The organism is Deinococcus carri (assembly GCF_039545055.1).
GTDB classification, from domain to species: domain Bacteria; phylum Deinococcota; class Deinococci; order Deinococcales; family Deinococcaceae; genus Deinococcus; species Deinococcus carri.
The window spans coordinates 711,183-726,361 of record NZ_BAABRP010000001.1; the positions used below are offsets into that span (position 1 = coordinate 711,183).

Annotated in this window: 14 protein-coding genes; 9 read left to right on the forward strand and 5 right to left on the reverse strand. The window is 69.7% G+C overall.

All coding sequences use genetic code 11. The features are described from left to right. Positions 1-170 precede the first annotated feature (170 nt). The 8 genes from ABEA67_RS03570 to sdaAA all read left to right on the forward strand — a co-directional run bounded on the left by ABEA67_RS03570 (position 171) and on the right by sdaAA (position 8,547). On the forward strand, positions 171-1,076 hold the full coding sequence (locus tag ABEA67_RS03570; protein WP_345460967.1) for a phosphotransferase family protein: 906 nt from the start codon (positions 171-173) through the stop codon (positions 1,074-1,076). 45 nt (positions 1,077-1,121) lie between these two features. After that, positions 1,122-2,213, forward strand: coding sequence for a glutamate 5-kinase (gene proB, locus ABEA67_RS03575; protein ID WP_345460970.1), 1,092 nt, complete (start codon positions 1,122-1,124; stop codon positions 2,211-2,213). 120 nt (positions 2,214-2,333) lie between these two features. Continuing rightward, a complete protein-coding gene (locus ABEA67_RS03580) occupies positions 2,334-3,614 on the forward strand; it encodes a glutamate-5-semialdehyde dehydrogenase (protein ID WP_345460973.1) in 1,281 nt (426 codons plus the stop codon). A gap of 535 nt (positions 3,615-4,149) precedes the next feature. Next, on the forward strand, positions 4,150-4,851 hold the full coding sequence (locus tag ABEA67_RS03585) for a histidine phosphatase family protein (RefSeq protein WP_345460976.1): 702 nt from the start codon (positions 4,150-4,152) through the stop codon (positions 4,849-4,851). 70 nt (positions 4,852-4,921) lie between these two features. Next, positions 4,922-6,154: a lycopene cyclase family protein gene (locus ABEA67_RS03590; protein ID WP_345460979.1), complete on the forward strand. Its 1,233-nt coding sequence runs from the start codon at positions 4,922-4,924 to the stop codon at positions 6,152-6,154. A gap of 165 nt (positions 6,155-6,319) precedes the next feature. After that, complete coding sequence (locus tag ABEA67_RS03595) at positions 6,320-6,529, forward strand: hypothetical protein (RefSeq protein WP_345460982.1); 210 nt, start codon at positions 6,320-6,322, stop codon at positions 6,527-6,529. 339 nt (positions 6,530-6,868) lie between these two features. Continuing rightward, positions 6,869-7,534 (forward strand): L-serine ammonia-lyase, iron-sulfur-dependent subunit beta, encoded by a 666-nt coding sequence (gene sdaAB / locus ABEA67_RS03600; protein WP_345460985.1) that lies wholly within the window; start codon positions 6,869-6,871, stop codon positions 7,532-7,534. A gap of 119 nt (positions 7,535-7,653) precedes the next feature. Continuing rightward, a complete protein-coding gene (gene sdaAA / locus ABEA67_RS03605; protein WP_345460988.1) occupies positions 7,654-8,547 on the forward strand; it encodes an L-serine ammonia-lyase, iron-sulfur-dependent, subunit alpha in 894 nt (297 codons plus the stop codon). 34 nt (positions 8,548-8,581) lie between these two features. Here the strand turns inward: sdaAA and ABEA67_RS03610 are convergent, their stop codons facing one another. Genes ABEA67_RS03610 through ABEA67_RS03620 form a run of 3 tightly spaced genes read right to left on the reverse strand, consistent with a single transcriptional unit; the run spans position 8,582 to position 10,221 of the window. After that, positions 8,582-9,157: a Uma2 family endonuclease gene (locus tag ABEA67_RS03610; RefSeq protein ID WP_345460991.1), complete on the reverse strand. Its 576-nt coding sequence runs from the start codon at positions 9,155-9,157 to the stop codon at positions 8,582-8,584. Between the two features lie 27 nt (positions 9,158-9,184). Beyond that, complete coding sequence (locus ABEA67_RS03615; protein ID WP_345460994.1) at positions 9,185-9,871, reverse strand: HAD family hydrolase; 687 nt, start codon at positions 9,869-9,871, stop codon at positions 9,185-9,187. Continuing rightward, the gene (locus tag ABEA67_RS03620) at positions 9,868-10,221 is read right to left on the reverse strand and encodes a histidine triad nucleotide-binding protein (protein ID WP_345460997.1); all 354 of its coding nucleotides are present in this window, start codon (positions 10,219-10,221) and stop codon (positions 9,868-9,870) included. Before ABEA67_RS03620 ends, ABEA67_RS03615 begins: the two co-directional genes overlap by 4 nt. 48 nt (positions 10,222-10,269) lie before the next feature. On the opposite strand from ABEA67_RS03620, the gene ABEA67_RS03625 reads away from it, so the two are divergent. Then, positions 10,270-11,262: an SDR family NAD(P)-dependent oxidoreductase gene (locus tag ABEA67_RS03625; protein ID WP_345461000.1), complete on the forward strand. Its 993-nt coding sequence runs from the start codon at positions 10,270-10,272 to the stop codon at positions 11,260-11,262. A gap of 121 nt (positions 11,263-11,383) precedes the next feature. Here the strand turns inward: ABEA67_RS03625 and nadE are convergent, their stop codons facing one another. After that, entirely contained in the window at positions 11,384-12,208 is an 825-nt protein-coding gene (nadE, locus tag ABEA67_RS03630) for an ammonia-dependent NAD(+) synthetase (RefSeq protein ID WP_345461002.1), read from the reverse strand. A gap of 585 nt (positions 12,209-12,793) precedes the next feature. Then, entirely contained in the window at positions 12,794-15,064 is a 2,271-nt protein-coding gene (locus tag ABEA67_RS03635; RefSeq protein ID WP_345461803.1) for a RelA/SpoT family protein, read from the reverse strand. Positions 15,065-15,179: the final 115 nt, after the last annotated feature.

Below are 15,179 nucleotides of genomic sequence, written 5' to 3' on the forward strand. Positions count from 1 at the left end.
TCCTCCGTTCAGAGAGCGAGGGGCCGGTGCCGGTGCCTGCCCCAGCGTCTGCCGGTGCCGTCAGCCCGCGGTCACGCGAGGGTCAAGGCGGCCTTCGGGAAGCCGTCACCCGTGTCAGCCGGGCGTCTGGTAACCTGAAAAGGTCGTTTTCCGGTGAAGTCCCCCTCCTGATGCCGCCTCTGCTGACCCTGCTTCCCTTCCAACATCTGGTGCGGCAGGTGGCCCCGCATGGCGAGCTGTTGCGGGCCTGGCCGCTGTCGGGCGGGGTGTCGGCGCAGGTCACGGCGCTGGAGGTGCGGGGGGAAGGCGGGCAGGTGGAGACCTGGGTGGTGCGGCACTACGGCGAGGCCGACTTCCGCCACAACCCCGCTGTGGCCGAGACAGAGTTCCGGCTCTTGCAGACGCTGCACGCCGCCGGGTTGCCGGTCCCCGCGCCCCGCTGGGTTGTCCCGCCGGGCGAACTGTTTCCCCGCTCGGCCCTCGTCACGGCTTACGCCGCAGGGCAGACCGACTTCGCGCCCGCTGACCGGGCCGGGTACGCCGTGCAACTGGCCGACTTCCTCGCCCGCCTCCATGCGGTGAGGCGTGAGGGGACGGACCTGTCCTTTCTTCCACCCCTGCGCGGTCTGGGCGAACGGCCCGCTGTGCCCGACGAGTCCCTGGACGAGACCCTGATCCGGGACGTGCTGGAGCCGCTCTGGCCGCCTGCCCCGGTGAATCCCCCTGCCGTGCTGCACGGCGACTTCTGGCCGGGCAACGTGCTGTGGCGGGAGGGCCGCCTGGCCGCCGTGCTGGACTGGGAGGACGCGGCGCTGGGCAACCCCCTGGCGGATGTGGGCAATGCGCGGCTGGAACTCCTCTTTTTCCTCGGCCCGGAGGCGATGGAGGCGTTTACGCGGCGCTACCGGGAGCTGGCGGCCCTGGACTTCGCCGCCCTGCCCCTCTGGGACCTCTGCGCCGCGCTGCGTCCGGCGGGCCGGCTGGCGGGCTGGGGGCTGGACGCCGACGCCGAACAGGGGCTGCGAGCACGTCATCACGGGTTTGTCCGTCAGGCGCTGCGGGAAGTCGGTGCATAGGCGAGGCGGCCCCCGGCGGCCCTCCCTCCCCCTATCCTGTCCCCCATGCGCGTCGTCCTGAAGCTCGGCACCAGCGTTCTCACGGCGGGGACCGACCGCCTGCACCGGCCCCGGCTGGTGGACCTGCTGCGCGGGATGGCGGATATCCGGGCCGCCGGCCACGAGGTCGTGCTGGTCACGAGCGGCGCGGTGCTGGCCGGGTGGGAGGCGCTGGGCTTCCCGCCGCGCGACCGCACGCTGGCCGAGAAGCAACTGCTGGCGGCGGTCGGCCAAGGCCGCCTGATGCACCTCTATGCCAGCATTGCCGACCTGTACGGCGTGCCGGTCGCGCAGGTGCTGCTCACCGCCGACGACTTCCGCGACCGCACCCGCTACCTGAATGCGCGGACCACCCTGGACGGCTGCCTGGCGCGCGGCGTGCTGCCGATCATCAACGAGAACGACGCCGTGGCTGTGGAGCAGATCAAGGTGGGCGACAACGACACGCTTTCCGCCTTCGTCGCCAACCTGGCCGAGGCCGACCTGCTGGTGATCCTGACCGACGCGCCCGGCCTCTACACCGCCGACCCGCGCAGCGACCCCGCGGCCACGCTGATTCCGGTCGTGGAGCGCGTAACGCCGGATATCTGGGCGCTGGCGGGTGGGGCGGGCAGCCACCGCGGCACGGGCGGCATGCACACCAAGATTCAGGCCGCCGAGATTGCCACCCGTGCCGGAACCCCGGTCGTGATTGCCCCCGGCGACGCCGAGAATGCCCTGGCCCGCATCGTAGGCGGGGAGGCGCTGGGCACGCGCTTTCTGGCCCACGGCTCCCGCCTGGAGGCCCGCAAACGCTGGATTCTGGCCGAAATCGCCACCGGCCGCGTCGTGCTGGACGACGGCGCGGCGCGGGCGGTGCGCGAGCGCGGCGGCAGCCTGCTTCCCGCCGGAATCACCGCTGTCCACGGCCCCTTCGAGCGCGGCCACACCATCCGCCTCCTGGCCCCCGACGGCCACGAGGTCGCCCGTGGCCTCACCCGTTACCGTGCCGCCGACCTGGAACGCATCGCGGGCCGCCACTCGCGCGATATCGAGGGCGTGCTGGGCTTCACCTACGGGCCGGAGGCGGTCCACCGGGACGACCTGGTGAGGTTGTAGGACGCGGGAGGCAGTACGCGGTGCGCGGGAAAAGAGCCTTTACTGCGTACCGCCTCCCGCGTACCGCGCACCCTCGACAAGCCACGGGCCGCCCACCACCCACCCTGCTACCCTGCCCCCATGACGACCGAGACTCTGACCGTCCGTGACCTGGGGGTGCGGGCCAGGGCGGCGGCGCGGGTGCTGCGCTCGCTGCCCACGGCGCGCAAGGTGGCAGCGCTGCACGCCATCGCGCGCGAGCTGCGGGCGCGTGAGGCCGGGATTCTCGCCGCGAACGCGCGGGACGTGGCGGCGGCGCAGGCGGCGGGCCTACCTGCGCACATGGTGGACCGCCTGCGCCTGGACGCGGGGTCGCTCGCGGCCATCGCGGACGACGTGGAGGCGGTGGCCGGTCTGCCCGACCCGGTGGGCGAACAGACGGAGGAAAAGCTGCTTCCCAGCGGCATCCGTGTCTCGCGAAGGCGCGTGCCACTGGGCGTGCTGGGCGTGATCTACGAGAGCCGCCCGAACGTGACGGTGGACGTGGCCGCCCTCGCCCTGATGAGCGGCAACGCGGTTCTGCTGCGCGGCGGCAAGGAGACGGTGAACAGCAACGCCGCCCTGGAGGAGGCCATCCGCGCCGCCCTGGCCGCCGAGGGCCTTCCCGAGTCCGCCGTGCAGGTTATCCGCGACCCCGCCCGCGAGCGGATGCTGGAACTGCTGCGCCTGGACGACCTGGTGGACGCCATCATCCCGCGCGGTGGGGCGGGGCTGCACCGCTACTGCGTGGAGAACGCCACGGTGCCGGTCATCGTGGGGGGCATCGGCGTCGTCCACATCTACCTGGACGAGAGCTTCACCCGCGACCCCGCCGACGTGGCGCGGGCGGCCGACCTCATCCGCAACGCCAAGGTCCAGAAGCCCAGCGCCTGCAACGCCCTGGATACCCTGCTGATTCATGAGGGCGCACTCCCCGTCCTGCCCGTCATCGCCCATGACCTGGCCACGCACGGCGTCTCCCTGCGGGCCGACCTGCCCGCCCTCGCGGCGCTGGAGGCCGCTGGGGTGGAGGCAAAGCCCGCTGCCGAATCCGACTACGGCACCGAGTTCCTGGCCCTCACTGCCAGCATCCGCACCGTGGCCGGGCTGGAGGAGGCCCTCGACTTCATCGCCGCGCACGGCAACCACACCGACGTGATTCTGACCCGTGACCCCGCCCAGGCCGAACGCTTCGTGCAGGACGTGGACAGCGCCGCCGTGATGGTGAACGCCAGCCCCCGCTTCAACGACGGCGGGCAACTGGGCCTGGGGGCCGAGGTCGCCATCAGCACCCAGAAGCTGCACGCGCGGGGTCCGATGGGCCTCTCGGAACTCACCACGACCAAGTGGGTGGTGGTGGGGGACGGTCACGTACGGGCGTGAGCCTCTGCCCAGGAGCTGAGGGCACCGCCGCCTGACCCGCCACCGCAGTGCCGGGGCTGTCAGAGCGTGTTTAAAAAGTTTGGCTCTTCCTATATTCCGGGGAGCTGGCTTGCCAGGGAATGACATTCCCATGGTGCTGCACGGAGAAACGGTCGAAGGAGCCGTACGGGCTGGAGGGGTCGAGTTTTGAACGTGCTGTGCGCTCTTTTCCCCTCGATTCTCCCCTCGGCTCCCTGAAACGCAGGAAGAGCCAAAAGTTTGGCTGGGTCCCTCATTTGGTTGGAGGACATGGGCTTGTTTAGGGCCGACCCATGTCGCCGGAAACTGATACACACAACGTACTCGGTACGGACGATTGACCCCTGGAGCACCTCATGCTTTCAGAGGCTCAGCAGGCGAGCGGCTGTGCGCCGATGAATTGCCCTCAGTGGTGTCACGCTCCTGTCCGACTTGTACAGCACTTTCACTTGACGTGGGTCGGCCCTGGTCAAAGGGGAAAGGGCGGCCCGGCTGCCCTGCGTGTTAGCCTCCCCGGATGCATCTGCTCCTGATTCGCCACGGTCAGTCGAGGAACAACCACCTGGCCGGGGCGGCGGACTACCTCGCGGGCAGGCTGGCCGACCCGCCCCTCACCGAGCGGGGGCAGCAGCAGGCGCTCCGGCTGGCGGAGTGGGCCGCCGGGGATGACCTCTGCGGGCGCGTGACGCACCTCTACACCAGCCTCACGACCCGCGCGGTGCAGACCGCCGCGCCCCTGGCGCAGGCGCTGGGGCTGAAGGCGCACGGCCTCCGGGAAGCCTACGAGTGCGGTGGTCTGAACAGTGGCCCGGCGGGAGGCTTCACCCCTGTGGCGGGCCGCGACCACGCCTCTTTGCAGGCCGACTGCCCCGCGCTCCTCTGGCCGGGGGAGCTTCACGGCCAGGCCTGGGACGGCGGCTGCGAACCCTGGGAACACGCGCGCTTCGCGGCCCGGGCGGCCAGCGTGATGGCCCGGCTGCGGAGGGATGCGGGGGAGGCCGACGTGCTCGCCCTCGTCACCCACCACGATTTCGCCCAGTACCTCGTCGCGGACCTGCTGGGCCTGCCCGCGCTGAACGGCGAGGCGCTCACGTTCCGGCTGAACAACACGGGCACCGCCTGCCTCGAACTGGGCACAGATGCGGCCGGCACAGAACGCGCCCTGCTGCACTGGTTCAACCGGACCTGTCACCTGACGCCCGACCTCGTGACGCTCTGACGCTCCCCCGTCGCCCGCCCGTGTGAACGCCTACATGCCCCGTTCGCCCCGGCGCGTTACCCTGCGGGCCATGGCTGCCCCGTGTGCCCCGACCGACGTGCTGGTGGTGGGCGGAGGTCCGGCGGGGCTGGGGCTGGCGGCGGAGCTGGCCGCCCACGGCCTGAGCGTGCGGCTGGTAGCTCCTCACCCACCCCGGCCCTTCCCGGCGACCTACGGGGCCTGGCTGGACGAACTGCCCTCCTGGGCGCACGCCTGCTTGGCGAACGTCTGGACCGATGTGCGCGCCTACACGGGCGAGCGGCCCACTCCCCTCCTGCGGCCTTACGCGCGGCTGGACAATGCGCGGCTGCTGGACACCCTGCTGGGGCGCGCGGGGGGCGGCTTGGCCTGGACGGTGGGCACAGTTCAGGGTGCCGTGCGGGTAGGGGAGGGCTGGGAAGTCCGGGGCCAGGGCGGCGAAACCTGGCGGGCCAGTCTGGTTGTGGACGCGGGCGGGCACACGGGCAGCCTGACGCGGCCCCAGCAACGGGGCGGAGCGGCCCTCCAGACGGCCTTCGGCCTGGTCGCTCACTTCGACGTACCGCCCGCTCCCCCCGGCGGCATGGTCTGGATGGATTACCGTTCGCCTGCCGCTGGCCCCGCCACCTCCCCGACCTTCCTGTATGCCATGCACCTGGGCGGCACGCGCTATCTGGTCGAGGAAACCAGCCTGGTCGCCCGCCCCGGCCTGTCCCGCGCGGTGCTGGAGCGGCGGCTCCTGGCCCGCCTGCGTGCCCAGGGCACCCCACCATGCGAGGTGGAGGCAGAGGAATGGGTCGCCTTTCCCATGAACGCGGCGGCTCCCTGCCCCGGCCCGGTTCTGGCCTTCGGGGCGGCGGCGGGGCTGGTGCATCCGGTCAGCGGTTTTCAGGTGGCGGGGGCGCTGGGGGACGCACCGGGGGTAGCGCAGGCAGTCGCCGCCGCTCTGGATTCATCCGGCCCAGAAGTCGCGGTGCGGGCAGGCTGGGCCGCCCTGTGGCCCCCCGAACGCCGCGCGGCCCGCGAGGTGGCGCTGCTGGGGGTGGACGCGCTGCTGACCCTGCCCCCGGCGCAGCTTCCGGCCTTTTTCGACGCTTTTTTCGGGCTACCCGCCGCCGAATGGCACGCCTTTCTGGCCCCCCGCACCGGGGCGGGAACTCTGGCCCGCACCATGCTGCGGTTGTTTGCCCACGCCCCAAATCCCGTGCGTGCCTCGCTGGTTCGCGCGGCCCTGGCCCACGGCGGGACGAGCGGGCGGGCGCTGCTGGCGGCGGTACGCGAGTAGGCCGGAGGGTCGAACGGTCAAGAGGTTCAACCGGACGACGGCCAGGGCTGCTGGGCGGTTTCTTCAGGGGTCAGCCCCTTCCTGCCGCCGGTTGCAGGAAGTCTGATGAACGCAGCCTTGACCTCTCCACATCCCCCTCGTGGGGCAGGCGCGTCAAGCTCAGACATGACCGACAGACGAGCCGAGGATCAGACGCCCCAGACCAGTGAGCTGGACGTGAGCCACGCCGACCAGCAGGATTCGGTCGGCACCGTGAATCCCGCCGGCCTGGACTCCGACCCGGACCGGGACGAGCTGGAAGAACTGCGCGCTAACCTGGCCGACATGACGCATGAGGAAAAGCCCCGCCTGGAGGAGGCCGAGGAGGAGGAGTAGGGGCAACTGGCCCTAGCTGTACTCCTGAGAGCATGTTGCAGAAGGGTCTGTATGGAGGGTGAAGTGCGCCGATATGAGATACCGGTTCCTCCCTCTTCTGCGGAGCTGTATCAGTTCCGGCGTCTGCAGACAGCTCTGTGAGTCGTCAGCAACAGGGGAAGCGCACTTCTGACCCTTCCCCCGTTGCCGGAAAGCTTTCACCTAACCTTCCGAACGCGCTTGCGCGGCATGGTTGCCTGTACCTCCGTCCCTGTTCTTGCGCAACTTTCAGGGGTCGTTGCAATCCGGTCTGTCCCCACGCCCCGGACACATCTCACCGTGCTTGCCTATACTGATTTCATGTCCCTGCTCGACATGATCGGCCCGGTGATGATCGGCCCGAGCAGCAGCCACACCGCCGGTGCCTGCCGCTTGGGCCTGGTCGCGCACCACCTGCTCGGTGAGGCCCCGCGCCGTGCCGTTATCGGCCTGCACGCCTCGTTTGCCAAGACGGGCCGGGGCCACGGCACGCACCTCGCGCTGGTGGCGGGCCTGCTGGGCTTTGCCCCCGATGCTCCCCATCTGCCCCGCGCGTTCGAGGAAGCCGAGGCGGCAGGCCTGACCGTCGAGTTCCGGGACGTGGACCTGGGCGACGTTCATCCCAACACGGCCCACATCGACCTGCATGGGGAGACGCAGCATGTCACCGTGCAGGGCAGCTCTACGGGCGGCGGCGTGATTCAGGTCACGCAGGTGCAGGGCCTGGGCGTGAATTTCAGCGGTTCCAACCCCACCGTCCTGCTGCGTTACATCGATGCGGTGGGCATGATCGCCCGCATTGCCACCACCATCGCCGCCGACGGCGTGAATATCGCGGCGCTGACCTGCACCCGCGAGAACCGGGGCGGCCTGGCTCTCCTCGCCATCGAACTCGACGCGCCACTCAGCGAGCAGGCCCTCGCCTTTTTCAACCGCTGGTCCGACACCGACTGGGTGCGGATGCTGCCCAAGTTGATGGACGGCTGAGCGGCGGGTGCCGCTGTCCAACGGTCTGACGGTCGAACCGTCCAACTGCCCGACCTCATCTCTTTTGCCTTTAGACGGTCAGACCGCCAGACGGTTTGGCCGCCTCCCCAGGAGGCCCCATGACCCTCGAAGAACTGATGAACGCGCCCGCCCCGGCCTCCGGCTGGGTGCTGGCACAGGACTGCGCCGAAACGGGCCTGGACCCCGACGACATCCGGCAGGAGATGGCCCGCCGCATCGGGGAGATGCGCGCCAGTATCGAGCGCGGGCTGAAAAGTGACGCTAGGAGCATCACTGGCATGGTGGGCTGGAACGCCAAGGGCCTCTGGGATGCGCCCGACGTTCTGGGAGCACCGCTGCTGAGGCGCGTGCAGGCCTACGCGATGGCCGTGAACGAGGAAAATGCCCGCATGGGCCGCATCGTCGCCGCGCCGACGGCGGGCAGCGCGGGCACCATCCCCGGCGCGCTGATCGGGGTGGCCGACCACCTGGGCCTCCCCGACGAGCGGCTGGTGGACCCGCTGATTCTGGCCGCCGGGGTGGGCAAGGCCATCAGCAAGCGCATGTTCATCTCGGGTGCGGCGGGGGGCTGTCAGGCCGAGATCGGCTCCAGCGCCGCGATGGCCGCCGCCGCCGTCACGGAGCTGCTGGGCGGTACGCCGCGCGCCGCCGTCCATGCGGCCAGCCTCGCCCTGATGAACACCATCGGGCTGGTGTGCGACCCGGTGGGCGGCTACGTGGAGGTGCCCTGCGTGAGCCGCAACGCCTTTTTTGCCGTCCACGCCGTCAGCGCGGCGCAACTGGCCCTCGCGCAGCTCGAATCCTTTATTCCGCCCGACGAGGTGCTGGGCGCGATGGCCTCGGTGGGCCGGATGATGCCCGCCGCGCTGCGCGAAACTGCCGACGGGGGCCTCGCCCAGACCCCGACCGGCCTCGCCGTGACGGCCCGGATGGAGGGCCGCGAGCCGGAAGGCGACCTGCCCGGCGGCATGGTGGAACTGCCGATGGCGTGAGGGGAGGGAAGCACGTTCGCTGCCCCCGCTCCCTCTACAACACCCCCCGGTACATCTCCTCCAGGGTTAGGGACCGGCCCAGGCAGGGCACCCCCACCTCACCCTCGCCGCGATGCTCACGCATCTGCCAGTCGCTCTCTGTACCGCCGCCTTCGGTGCGCTGGTATTCCACCACGTACCGCTCGCTCTGCGACACGATCAGGTAGGTCTGAAGGGTCGGAATTGCGGTGTAGGCCGCATATTTGTGGCGGCGGTCGTTATGCGCCGTGCTGCCGGACAGCACCTCAACCAGCAGGCAGGGGGCCGTCTCGTAGTACCTGTCCGGGCGTTCGTGACCGCACACCAGCATCACGTCGGGGTAGAAGTAGCTGGTCGCCGGGGGAATATACAGCTTCATGTCGGACTGGTAGAGGCGGCAGCCCTGGCGGTCGGCGTCAGGAAACAGGTGTCCTACGATACGGGTGCTGATCAGACCATGTTCCCCGCTCGCTCCTGCCTGGCCGTGCAGCGGGTACACGAAGCCCCCCACGTATTCCCGCTTGTAGGGACTCTCGCGTTCCGTGCGGAGGTATTCGGCCTCGCTCATGGCCTGCGGCGCAGCGTCCGTCATGAGGTCATCTTACGGCGGCGGCCAGGCTCAGGTAGGAACGCTCAGCCCCAGCGCCTCCCGCAGTTCGGCGTGCGAATGGAGGACCCGTGCCGCGCCCACTTGACGCAGTGCCTGTGCACCATTCGGGTGAACGTGGCCGCCCGCCAGCAGGCCCCATACAGTCGCACCCGCCGCCACCCCCGCCGTCACGCCGGTCACGCTGTCCTCGACTACAAGAGCGCGGGTTGGCGAGACATTGAGTGCCGCCGCCGCATGCAGGTACAGGTCGGGCAGAGGTTTGCCCCGCCCACCTACGTCTGCCGGATGGTAGGCATGGTGGCCCACCAGTTCCGCCAGGCCCGCCGACGCGAGCTTGAGCAACAGGCGCGCGTGCAGGCTGTTGCTGGCGACGGCAAAGGGGATGCCTGCTGCTGTGAGCGCGCGCAGGGTCTCCGCCGCACCCTCGATGGCGGGCGTGGCTGTGAATGCCTGGGCTAGCCGGGCGTCCAGTTCGGGCAGAAAGCCCTCGGGCTGCTCCCAGCCATGTTCGGCGCGCAGCCAGTCGAAGAGGGCACGGTGTGTCCCACCCACAGCGCGGGCCATGAAGGCAGTGCGGTCCAGTGTCAGGCCGTGTTCAGCCAGCAACTCCACCCAGATGGTATTCCCCAGCAATTCGCTGTCCACCAGCACGCCGTCCAGGTCGAACAGGACAGCCCCGAAGTCCCCTTCCCTCACTGAACGTCACTCTCCGGCCCCTGCTCCCACCCAGCCAGGATGTGGATATGGGTGTGAAAGACCACCTGGCCGCCGCCCTGCCCACAGTTCACCACCAGGCGGTAATCCTGGGCGTGCTGCCGCGCGACCTTGACGGCGGTCAGCCACAGCTCGCCCATCTCCTGCGGGTCCTTGATCTCGTCCAGGCGGGCCGACACCTGCTTGGGAATGACCAGCAGGTGAATGGGGGCCTTGGGGGCGATGTCGCGGATGGCGATGTAGTGGTCGTCCTCGTACACCACGTCGGCGGGCAGCTCACGGGCGATGATGCGCTCGAACAGCGTCGGGTGGGCGGAACCAGGATTGGTCATGCCTTTACTCTAGAGACTCCCGGCGGGCAGGACAGGCACACTCGGGATATGCGAGTGCCGAAACGTCTGATGCTGGCCCTGGGTCTGGGTGTCCTGGCGGCCCGGAAGGTCCTGAGGGCACCCTATGACCTGAGCGGCAAGAGCGTGCTGATCTCGGGCGGGTCGCGTGGCCTGGGCCTGGCGCTGGCCCGCGAGTTCACGGCCCGCGGCGCGCGGGTGACGCTGCTGGCCCGTGACGCGGGCGAACTGGAGCGGGCCGCCCTTGACCTGCGGGCCGGTGGGGCCACCGTCCACACCGTGGTGGGCGACGTGACCATCAAAGCCGACCTCGTGCGGGCATTGGAGGAAACCGCGCGGGTGTACGGCGGCCTGGACGTGCTGGTCAACAACGCGGGGCTGATTCAGGTCGGGCCACTGGAGAACATGACCGAGGAGGACTTCCGTGAGATCATGGAGGTCAACGCCTTCGCGCCCCTGCGCTTTACGCGCGCCGCGCTGCCGCTGCTGCGTGCCCGCCGGGGCCGCGTGCTGATGATCGCCTCGGTGGGCGGCAAGGTGGCGGTGCCGCACCTCGCGCCCTATTCCGTCAGCAAGTTCGCTGTGACGGGGTTGGGCCAGGCGCTGCGGGCCGAACTCTCGCGCGAGGGGGTGGGCGTCACCACCGTCTGCCCCGCCCTAATGCGGACCGGCAGCGCCCGCCACGCCGAGGTGAAGGGCAAGGCCGAGCAGGAATACGCCCTGTTCGCCACCCTCGACAATTTCCCGCTCGTGTCCCTCGACGCCGACAAGGCCGCCCGCCGCATCGTGAACGCCCTGGTGCGTGGCGAGGCCGAGGCGATGATCGGGGGTCCCGCGCTGCTGCTGCGTTACGCCCAGGCCCTCGCGCCCCAGCTCACCGCCGACCTGATGGCGCTGGGTAACCGCGCCCTGCCCGGCCCCACCACGACCGACCGGGGTGTGCCGGGAGCCAGCGTCGAGACGGCCCTCACCCGCAGGAACCCTATCAAGCGGGCGGCAGAAGCGGAGTGGAACGAGGGCTGAACGCCGCCAGGCTTCCTGCAAGAGGCGCAGGCAGGGTCAAACCGTCAGAAGGTCTAACCGCTGAAGGCCTGCTCAGGATTCCTCAGCGGTCAGACGGTTGGACTTCTGGACAGTTTGACCCTCAGTCTTGCCACCAGCCGTCAAACGGTGTGACGGGTAACGCCCGCTTGTGCCGCGTGGCGAGGAACATCCGTTCCAGCTTCGCGGCGGCCTCCTCGGAAACCTCGCGGCCTTCCAGGTAGGCGTCGATCTGCCCGTAGGTCACGCCCAGCGCCGCCTCGTCGGGGAGGCCGGGGCGGTCGTCTTCCAGGTCGGCGGTGGGTACCTTGCGCCAGGTGGATTCGGGCGCGCCGAGGTGCTGGAGCAGCGCCGCGCCCTGCCGTTTGGTCAGCCCGGTGAGGGGCGTCACGTCCACGCCGCCGTCGCCGTACTTCGTGTAGAAGCCGGTCAGGGCCTCGGCGGCGTGGTCGGTGCCCACTACCAGCAGCCCTTCCTGACCGGCCAGCGCGTACTGGGCGACCATGCGCTCGCGGGCCTTGATATTGCCGCGCACGAAATCGCGCAGCGGTGCTCCCAGGGCCTCCGCTGCTGCCGCCGCGCTCGCGTCCGCCGCCGACCTGATATTCACGGTCGCGGTGCGGTCGGGCTGGATAAAGGTCAGCGCCATCTGGGCGTCGGCCTCGTCGGCCTGCACGCCGTAGGGGAGACGCACGGCCAGAAAAGTCGCGTCGCCGCCCCCGGACCGCACCCGCTCGGCAGCAAGTTGGCAGAGCCGCCCGGCCAGGGTGCTGTCCTGGCCCCCGCTGATCCCCAGCACGAAGCCGTGGGCCGGGGTGCTTTGCAGGTACGCCGCCAGAAAGTTCACCCGGCGCTTGATTTCGGCGGTGGGGTCGATGTCAGGCTGGACCTGGAGTTCCTGGCGGATGCGGTCGCGGAGGCTGGACATGGGGGGAGTATTTCATGGGGGGTGATTTTCGTGGCTTGGTGGTGGGATGTGGGTTTTGGGGCAGGGCATCTTGTAGCGAGCTTCCCCCCGCCCCCCCCAGCCCCCCTACCCCCCACCGGGGGACGTCTCCGCCGCGCGGGGCGGCCCGCGCGTTGACGCCAAGCTTGTTCACGTGTCTCTCCTCTTGGTGGAGGGGGGAGCGGCGCTGCGCTAGGCAAGGGAGGTTCCGGGGTTTCCGGCGTTGCCAGGCTTCGCCCCGGTTTCCCCCTCCACGCCATGCCTGGCCCGCCGGGCGGCCCGAACGGCTCGTCTTCCAGGCCTGACCGCCTGAGGCGTGGGACCTGAGCGTTGGCTCCAAAGTCGAAAAGACAGGGGAGGCAGGTGCTTTGGCGGGTTGGGGTGGGGGTGGAAAAAAGAACGTGGAGGCGGACTTGTCGCTCCTCCCCCCTTGCGGGGGAGGTTGGGAGGGGGGTGGACGGCGCAGCCGTCCCAGCGCGGGCTGAGAAGGGGCAAACAAGCACGCCACTCCCAGCCCACCTTGCTTTTACTGAGTCCCCAATCCTGTTTGGAGCCGCTACCCCTGTCCTACGCGCTGACCCGTCCCCGTCCGCCGTTCTTGCCGACGCGCAGCACGTCGGTCACGCCCGGCACGCGCAGGATGGCGGAGCGCAGCGCCTCCAGCCCGCTGTTGCCGGTCACGGCCACGCGCAGGTAGATGTGGGCCGTGCTGTCGGCCCCCACGCCCGCCTCGACCTTCATGGGGCTGTGCTTCTCGGTCGCCAGGATGCTCAGCACGTCGGCCAGCAGGCCCGCGCGGTCGGGGGCGACCACATCCAGGTCCACGATGGTGCCGCCCGGCGTGCCCGAGTCCCAGGAGGCGGCGACGCAGCGTTCGGGTTCGTCCTTCAGGAGCCGGATCATGTTGGGGCAGTCGATGCGGTGGATGCTGACGCCCCGGCCCCGCGTGAGGTAGCCCATGATCTGGTCGCCCCGGATGGGGTTGCAGCAGTGGGCCAGCTTGGTGGTGGTGCTGAAGCCCTCGACGTACACGCCGCCGGGCGCGGGGGTCTGGGGGGCCGCCGCCCCGCGCCGCGCCGGAACGTTGGCCTGCTCCTGCGCCAGGCTGGGAGACAGCAGGCGGCCCACCGCGCTGGGCGTGGTCTTGCCCGCGTGCAGCGCCAGATACAGGTCGTCGGGATTGCGGGTGCCGACCAGTTTCTGCGTCGCCTCCTCCAGCAGCTTGGTCCGCATCAGTTGCCGCACCGGAAGCTGCCGCTTGCGCAGGTAGCGTTCCAGCAGGTCGTGGCCGTGCTGCAAGGCCTCCTCGCGTTCCTGCTGGCGGAAGTGGTGGCGAATCTTGGACCGGGCGCTGCGGGTCACGGCAAAGTTCAGCCAGCCCTGGCTGGGTTTGCTGTTCTTGCTGGTCACGATCTCGACCATGTCGCCGTTGTTCAGCTTGTGGCTGAGCGGCACGATGGAGCCGTTCACCCGCGCCCCCACGGTCGTCTCCCCGATGCGGGTGTGGATGTGGTAGGCAAAATCGATGGGCGTGCTGCCCGCCGGGAGGCTGATGGCGAGGCCCTTCGGGGTAAAGACCCGCACCCGCTGCGAGAGGATGTCGGTCTTGACGGCATCCAGATAGTCGGAAGCGTCGTTGATCTCGTTCTGGAGTTCGCGGAGCTGCGCGATCCAGTTCTCGCGGTCCTTCTGCGCGAGCTGCGACCCCTGCTTGTACATCCAGTGGGCGGCCACGCCATACTCGGCCACCTCGTGCATCCGGCGCGAGCGAATCTGCACCTCGATAGGCTGGCCGCTCTGGCTGATCACCGTGGTGTGCAGGCTCTGGTAGCCGTTGGGCTTGGGCACCGCGATGTAGTCCTTGAAGCGGCCCGGCAGCGGCGTCCACATCGAATGCACGATGGACACCGTGTGGTAGCAGATGCGCTTCTCGCGCGTCTCCTCGGCGCGCTCGCGGCGTTTCTCGTCGGTGCCGGGGGGCACGGTGAGGGGCCGGGGCGTCAGAATCACCCGGATGGCGAGCAGGTCGAAAATCTGCTCCAGCGCCTTGCCCTCCTTCTGCATCTTGTTGTGGATGCTCCAGAGGTGCTTGCTCCGCCCCGCGATGTCGATGTCGCTGACCCATTCGGGCAGTTCGAGGTCGTCCTCGAGCGCCTCACGCAGTTGCCTCACCGCCCCCTGAATCAGGGCGTCGCGTTCCTCCTGCCGGGTGCGCAGGCGGGTCTGGAGGTAGCGGTAGGCGTCGGGCTGGAGGTACTGAAAACTCAGGTCCTCCAGTTCCCACTTGATCTGCCCGATGCCGAGCCGGTGCGCGAGCGGCGCGAAGATTTCCATCGTCTCGCGGGCGATGCGGGTCTGCTTTTCGGGCTTCATGCTGCCGAGGGTCCGCATGTTGTGCAGGCGGTCGGCCAGCTTGACCACGATGATGCGCAGGTCGCCCGTCATGGCGATCAGCATCTGGCGCAGGTTCTCGGCCTGCATGTCGCGCCCGGTGTCGCCCACCTCGGCCTGCTGGCTGCCCTGCTTGGAGAGCTTGCTGACCTTGGTCTCGCCCTCCACGATGCGGCGCACGTCCGGCCCGAAGTTCTCCTCGATCACCTCGAAGGTCACGCCGTCCACATCCTCGACCGTGTCGTGCAGCAGCCCGGCCATCAGGCTGTCGGTGTCCATCCCCAGCCGCGCCAGGATGGTCGCCACCGCCACCGGGTGCGTGATATACGGCTCGCCGCTCTTGCGGTTGACCCCCGCGTGGGCATCCCGCGCGAACACGTAGGCCCGCTCGACCCGCTCCCGCTCCGCCGCCGGGCGGTCCGCGATCAGGGGGCGGAGGTCCTCCATCCCGTGTTCGGAGGGGCCGCGCTCGGCCAGGCCATGTTCGGAGGAAACGGGCACGCCCGGCAGAATAGCGCGTCCGGCACAGTGGCAAGGGTGGCCCGCCCCCCTCTTTTCTCCC

Coding starts and splice junctions, on each gene's coding strand:
- ABEA67_RS03620 (WP_345460997.1), bottom strand. CDS start 10,221: ATGACCAATCCTGGTTCCGCCCACCCGACGCTGTTCGAGCGCATCATC.
- ABEA67_RS03635 (WP_345461803.1), bottom strand. CDS start 15,064: ATGGAGGACCTCCGCCCCCTGATCGCGGACCGCCCGGCGGCGGAGCGG.
- ABEA67_RS03595 (WP_345460982.1), top strand. CDS start 6,320: ATGACCGACAGACGAGCCGAGGATCAGACGCCCCAGACCAGTGAGCTG.
- ABEA67_RS03580 (WP_345460973.1), top strand. CDS start 2,334: ATGACGACCGAGACTCTGACCGTCCGTGACCTGGGGGTGCGGGCCAGG.
- sdaAA (WP_345460988.1), top strand. CDS start 7,654: ATGACCCTCGAAGAACTGATGAACGCGCCCGCCCCGGCCTCCGGCTGG.
- sdaAB (WP_345460985.1), top strand. CDS start 6,869: ATGTCCCTGCTCGACATGATCGGCCCGGTGATGATCGGCCCGAGCAGC.
- ABEA67_RS03590 (WP_345460979.1), top strand. CDS start 4,922: ATGGCTGCCCCGTGTGCCCCGACCGACGTGCTGGTGGTGGGCGGAGGT.
- ABEA67_RS03570 (WP_345460967.1), top strand. CDS start 171: ATGCCGCCTCTGCTGACCCTGCTTCCCTTCCAACATCTGGTGCGGCAG.
- ABEA67_RS03625 (WP_345461000.1), top strand. CDS start 10,270: ATGCGAGTGCCGAAACGTCTGATGCTGGCCCTGGGTCTGGGTGTCCTG.
- ABEA67_RS03585 (WP_345460976.1), top strand. CDS start 4,150: ATGCATCTGCTCCTGATTCGCCACGGTCAGTCGAGGAACAACCACCTG.
- ABEA67_RS03610 (WP_345460991.1), bottom strand. CDS start 9,157: ATGACGGACGCTGCGCCGCAGGCCATGAGCGAGGCCGAATACCTCCGC.
- nadE (WP_345461002.1), bottom strand. CDS start 12,208: ATGTCCAGCCTCCGCGACCGCATCCGCCAGGAACTCCAGGTCCAGCCT.
- proB (WP_345460970.1), top strand. CDS start 1,122: ATGCGCGTCGTCCTGAAGCTCGGCACCAGCGTTCTCACGGCGGGGACC.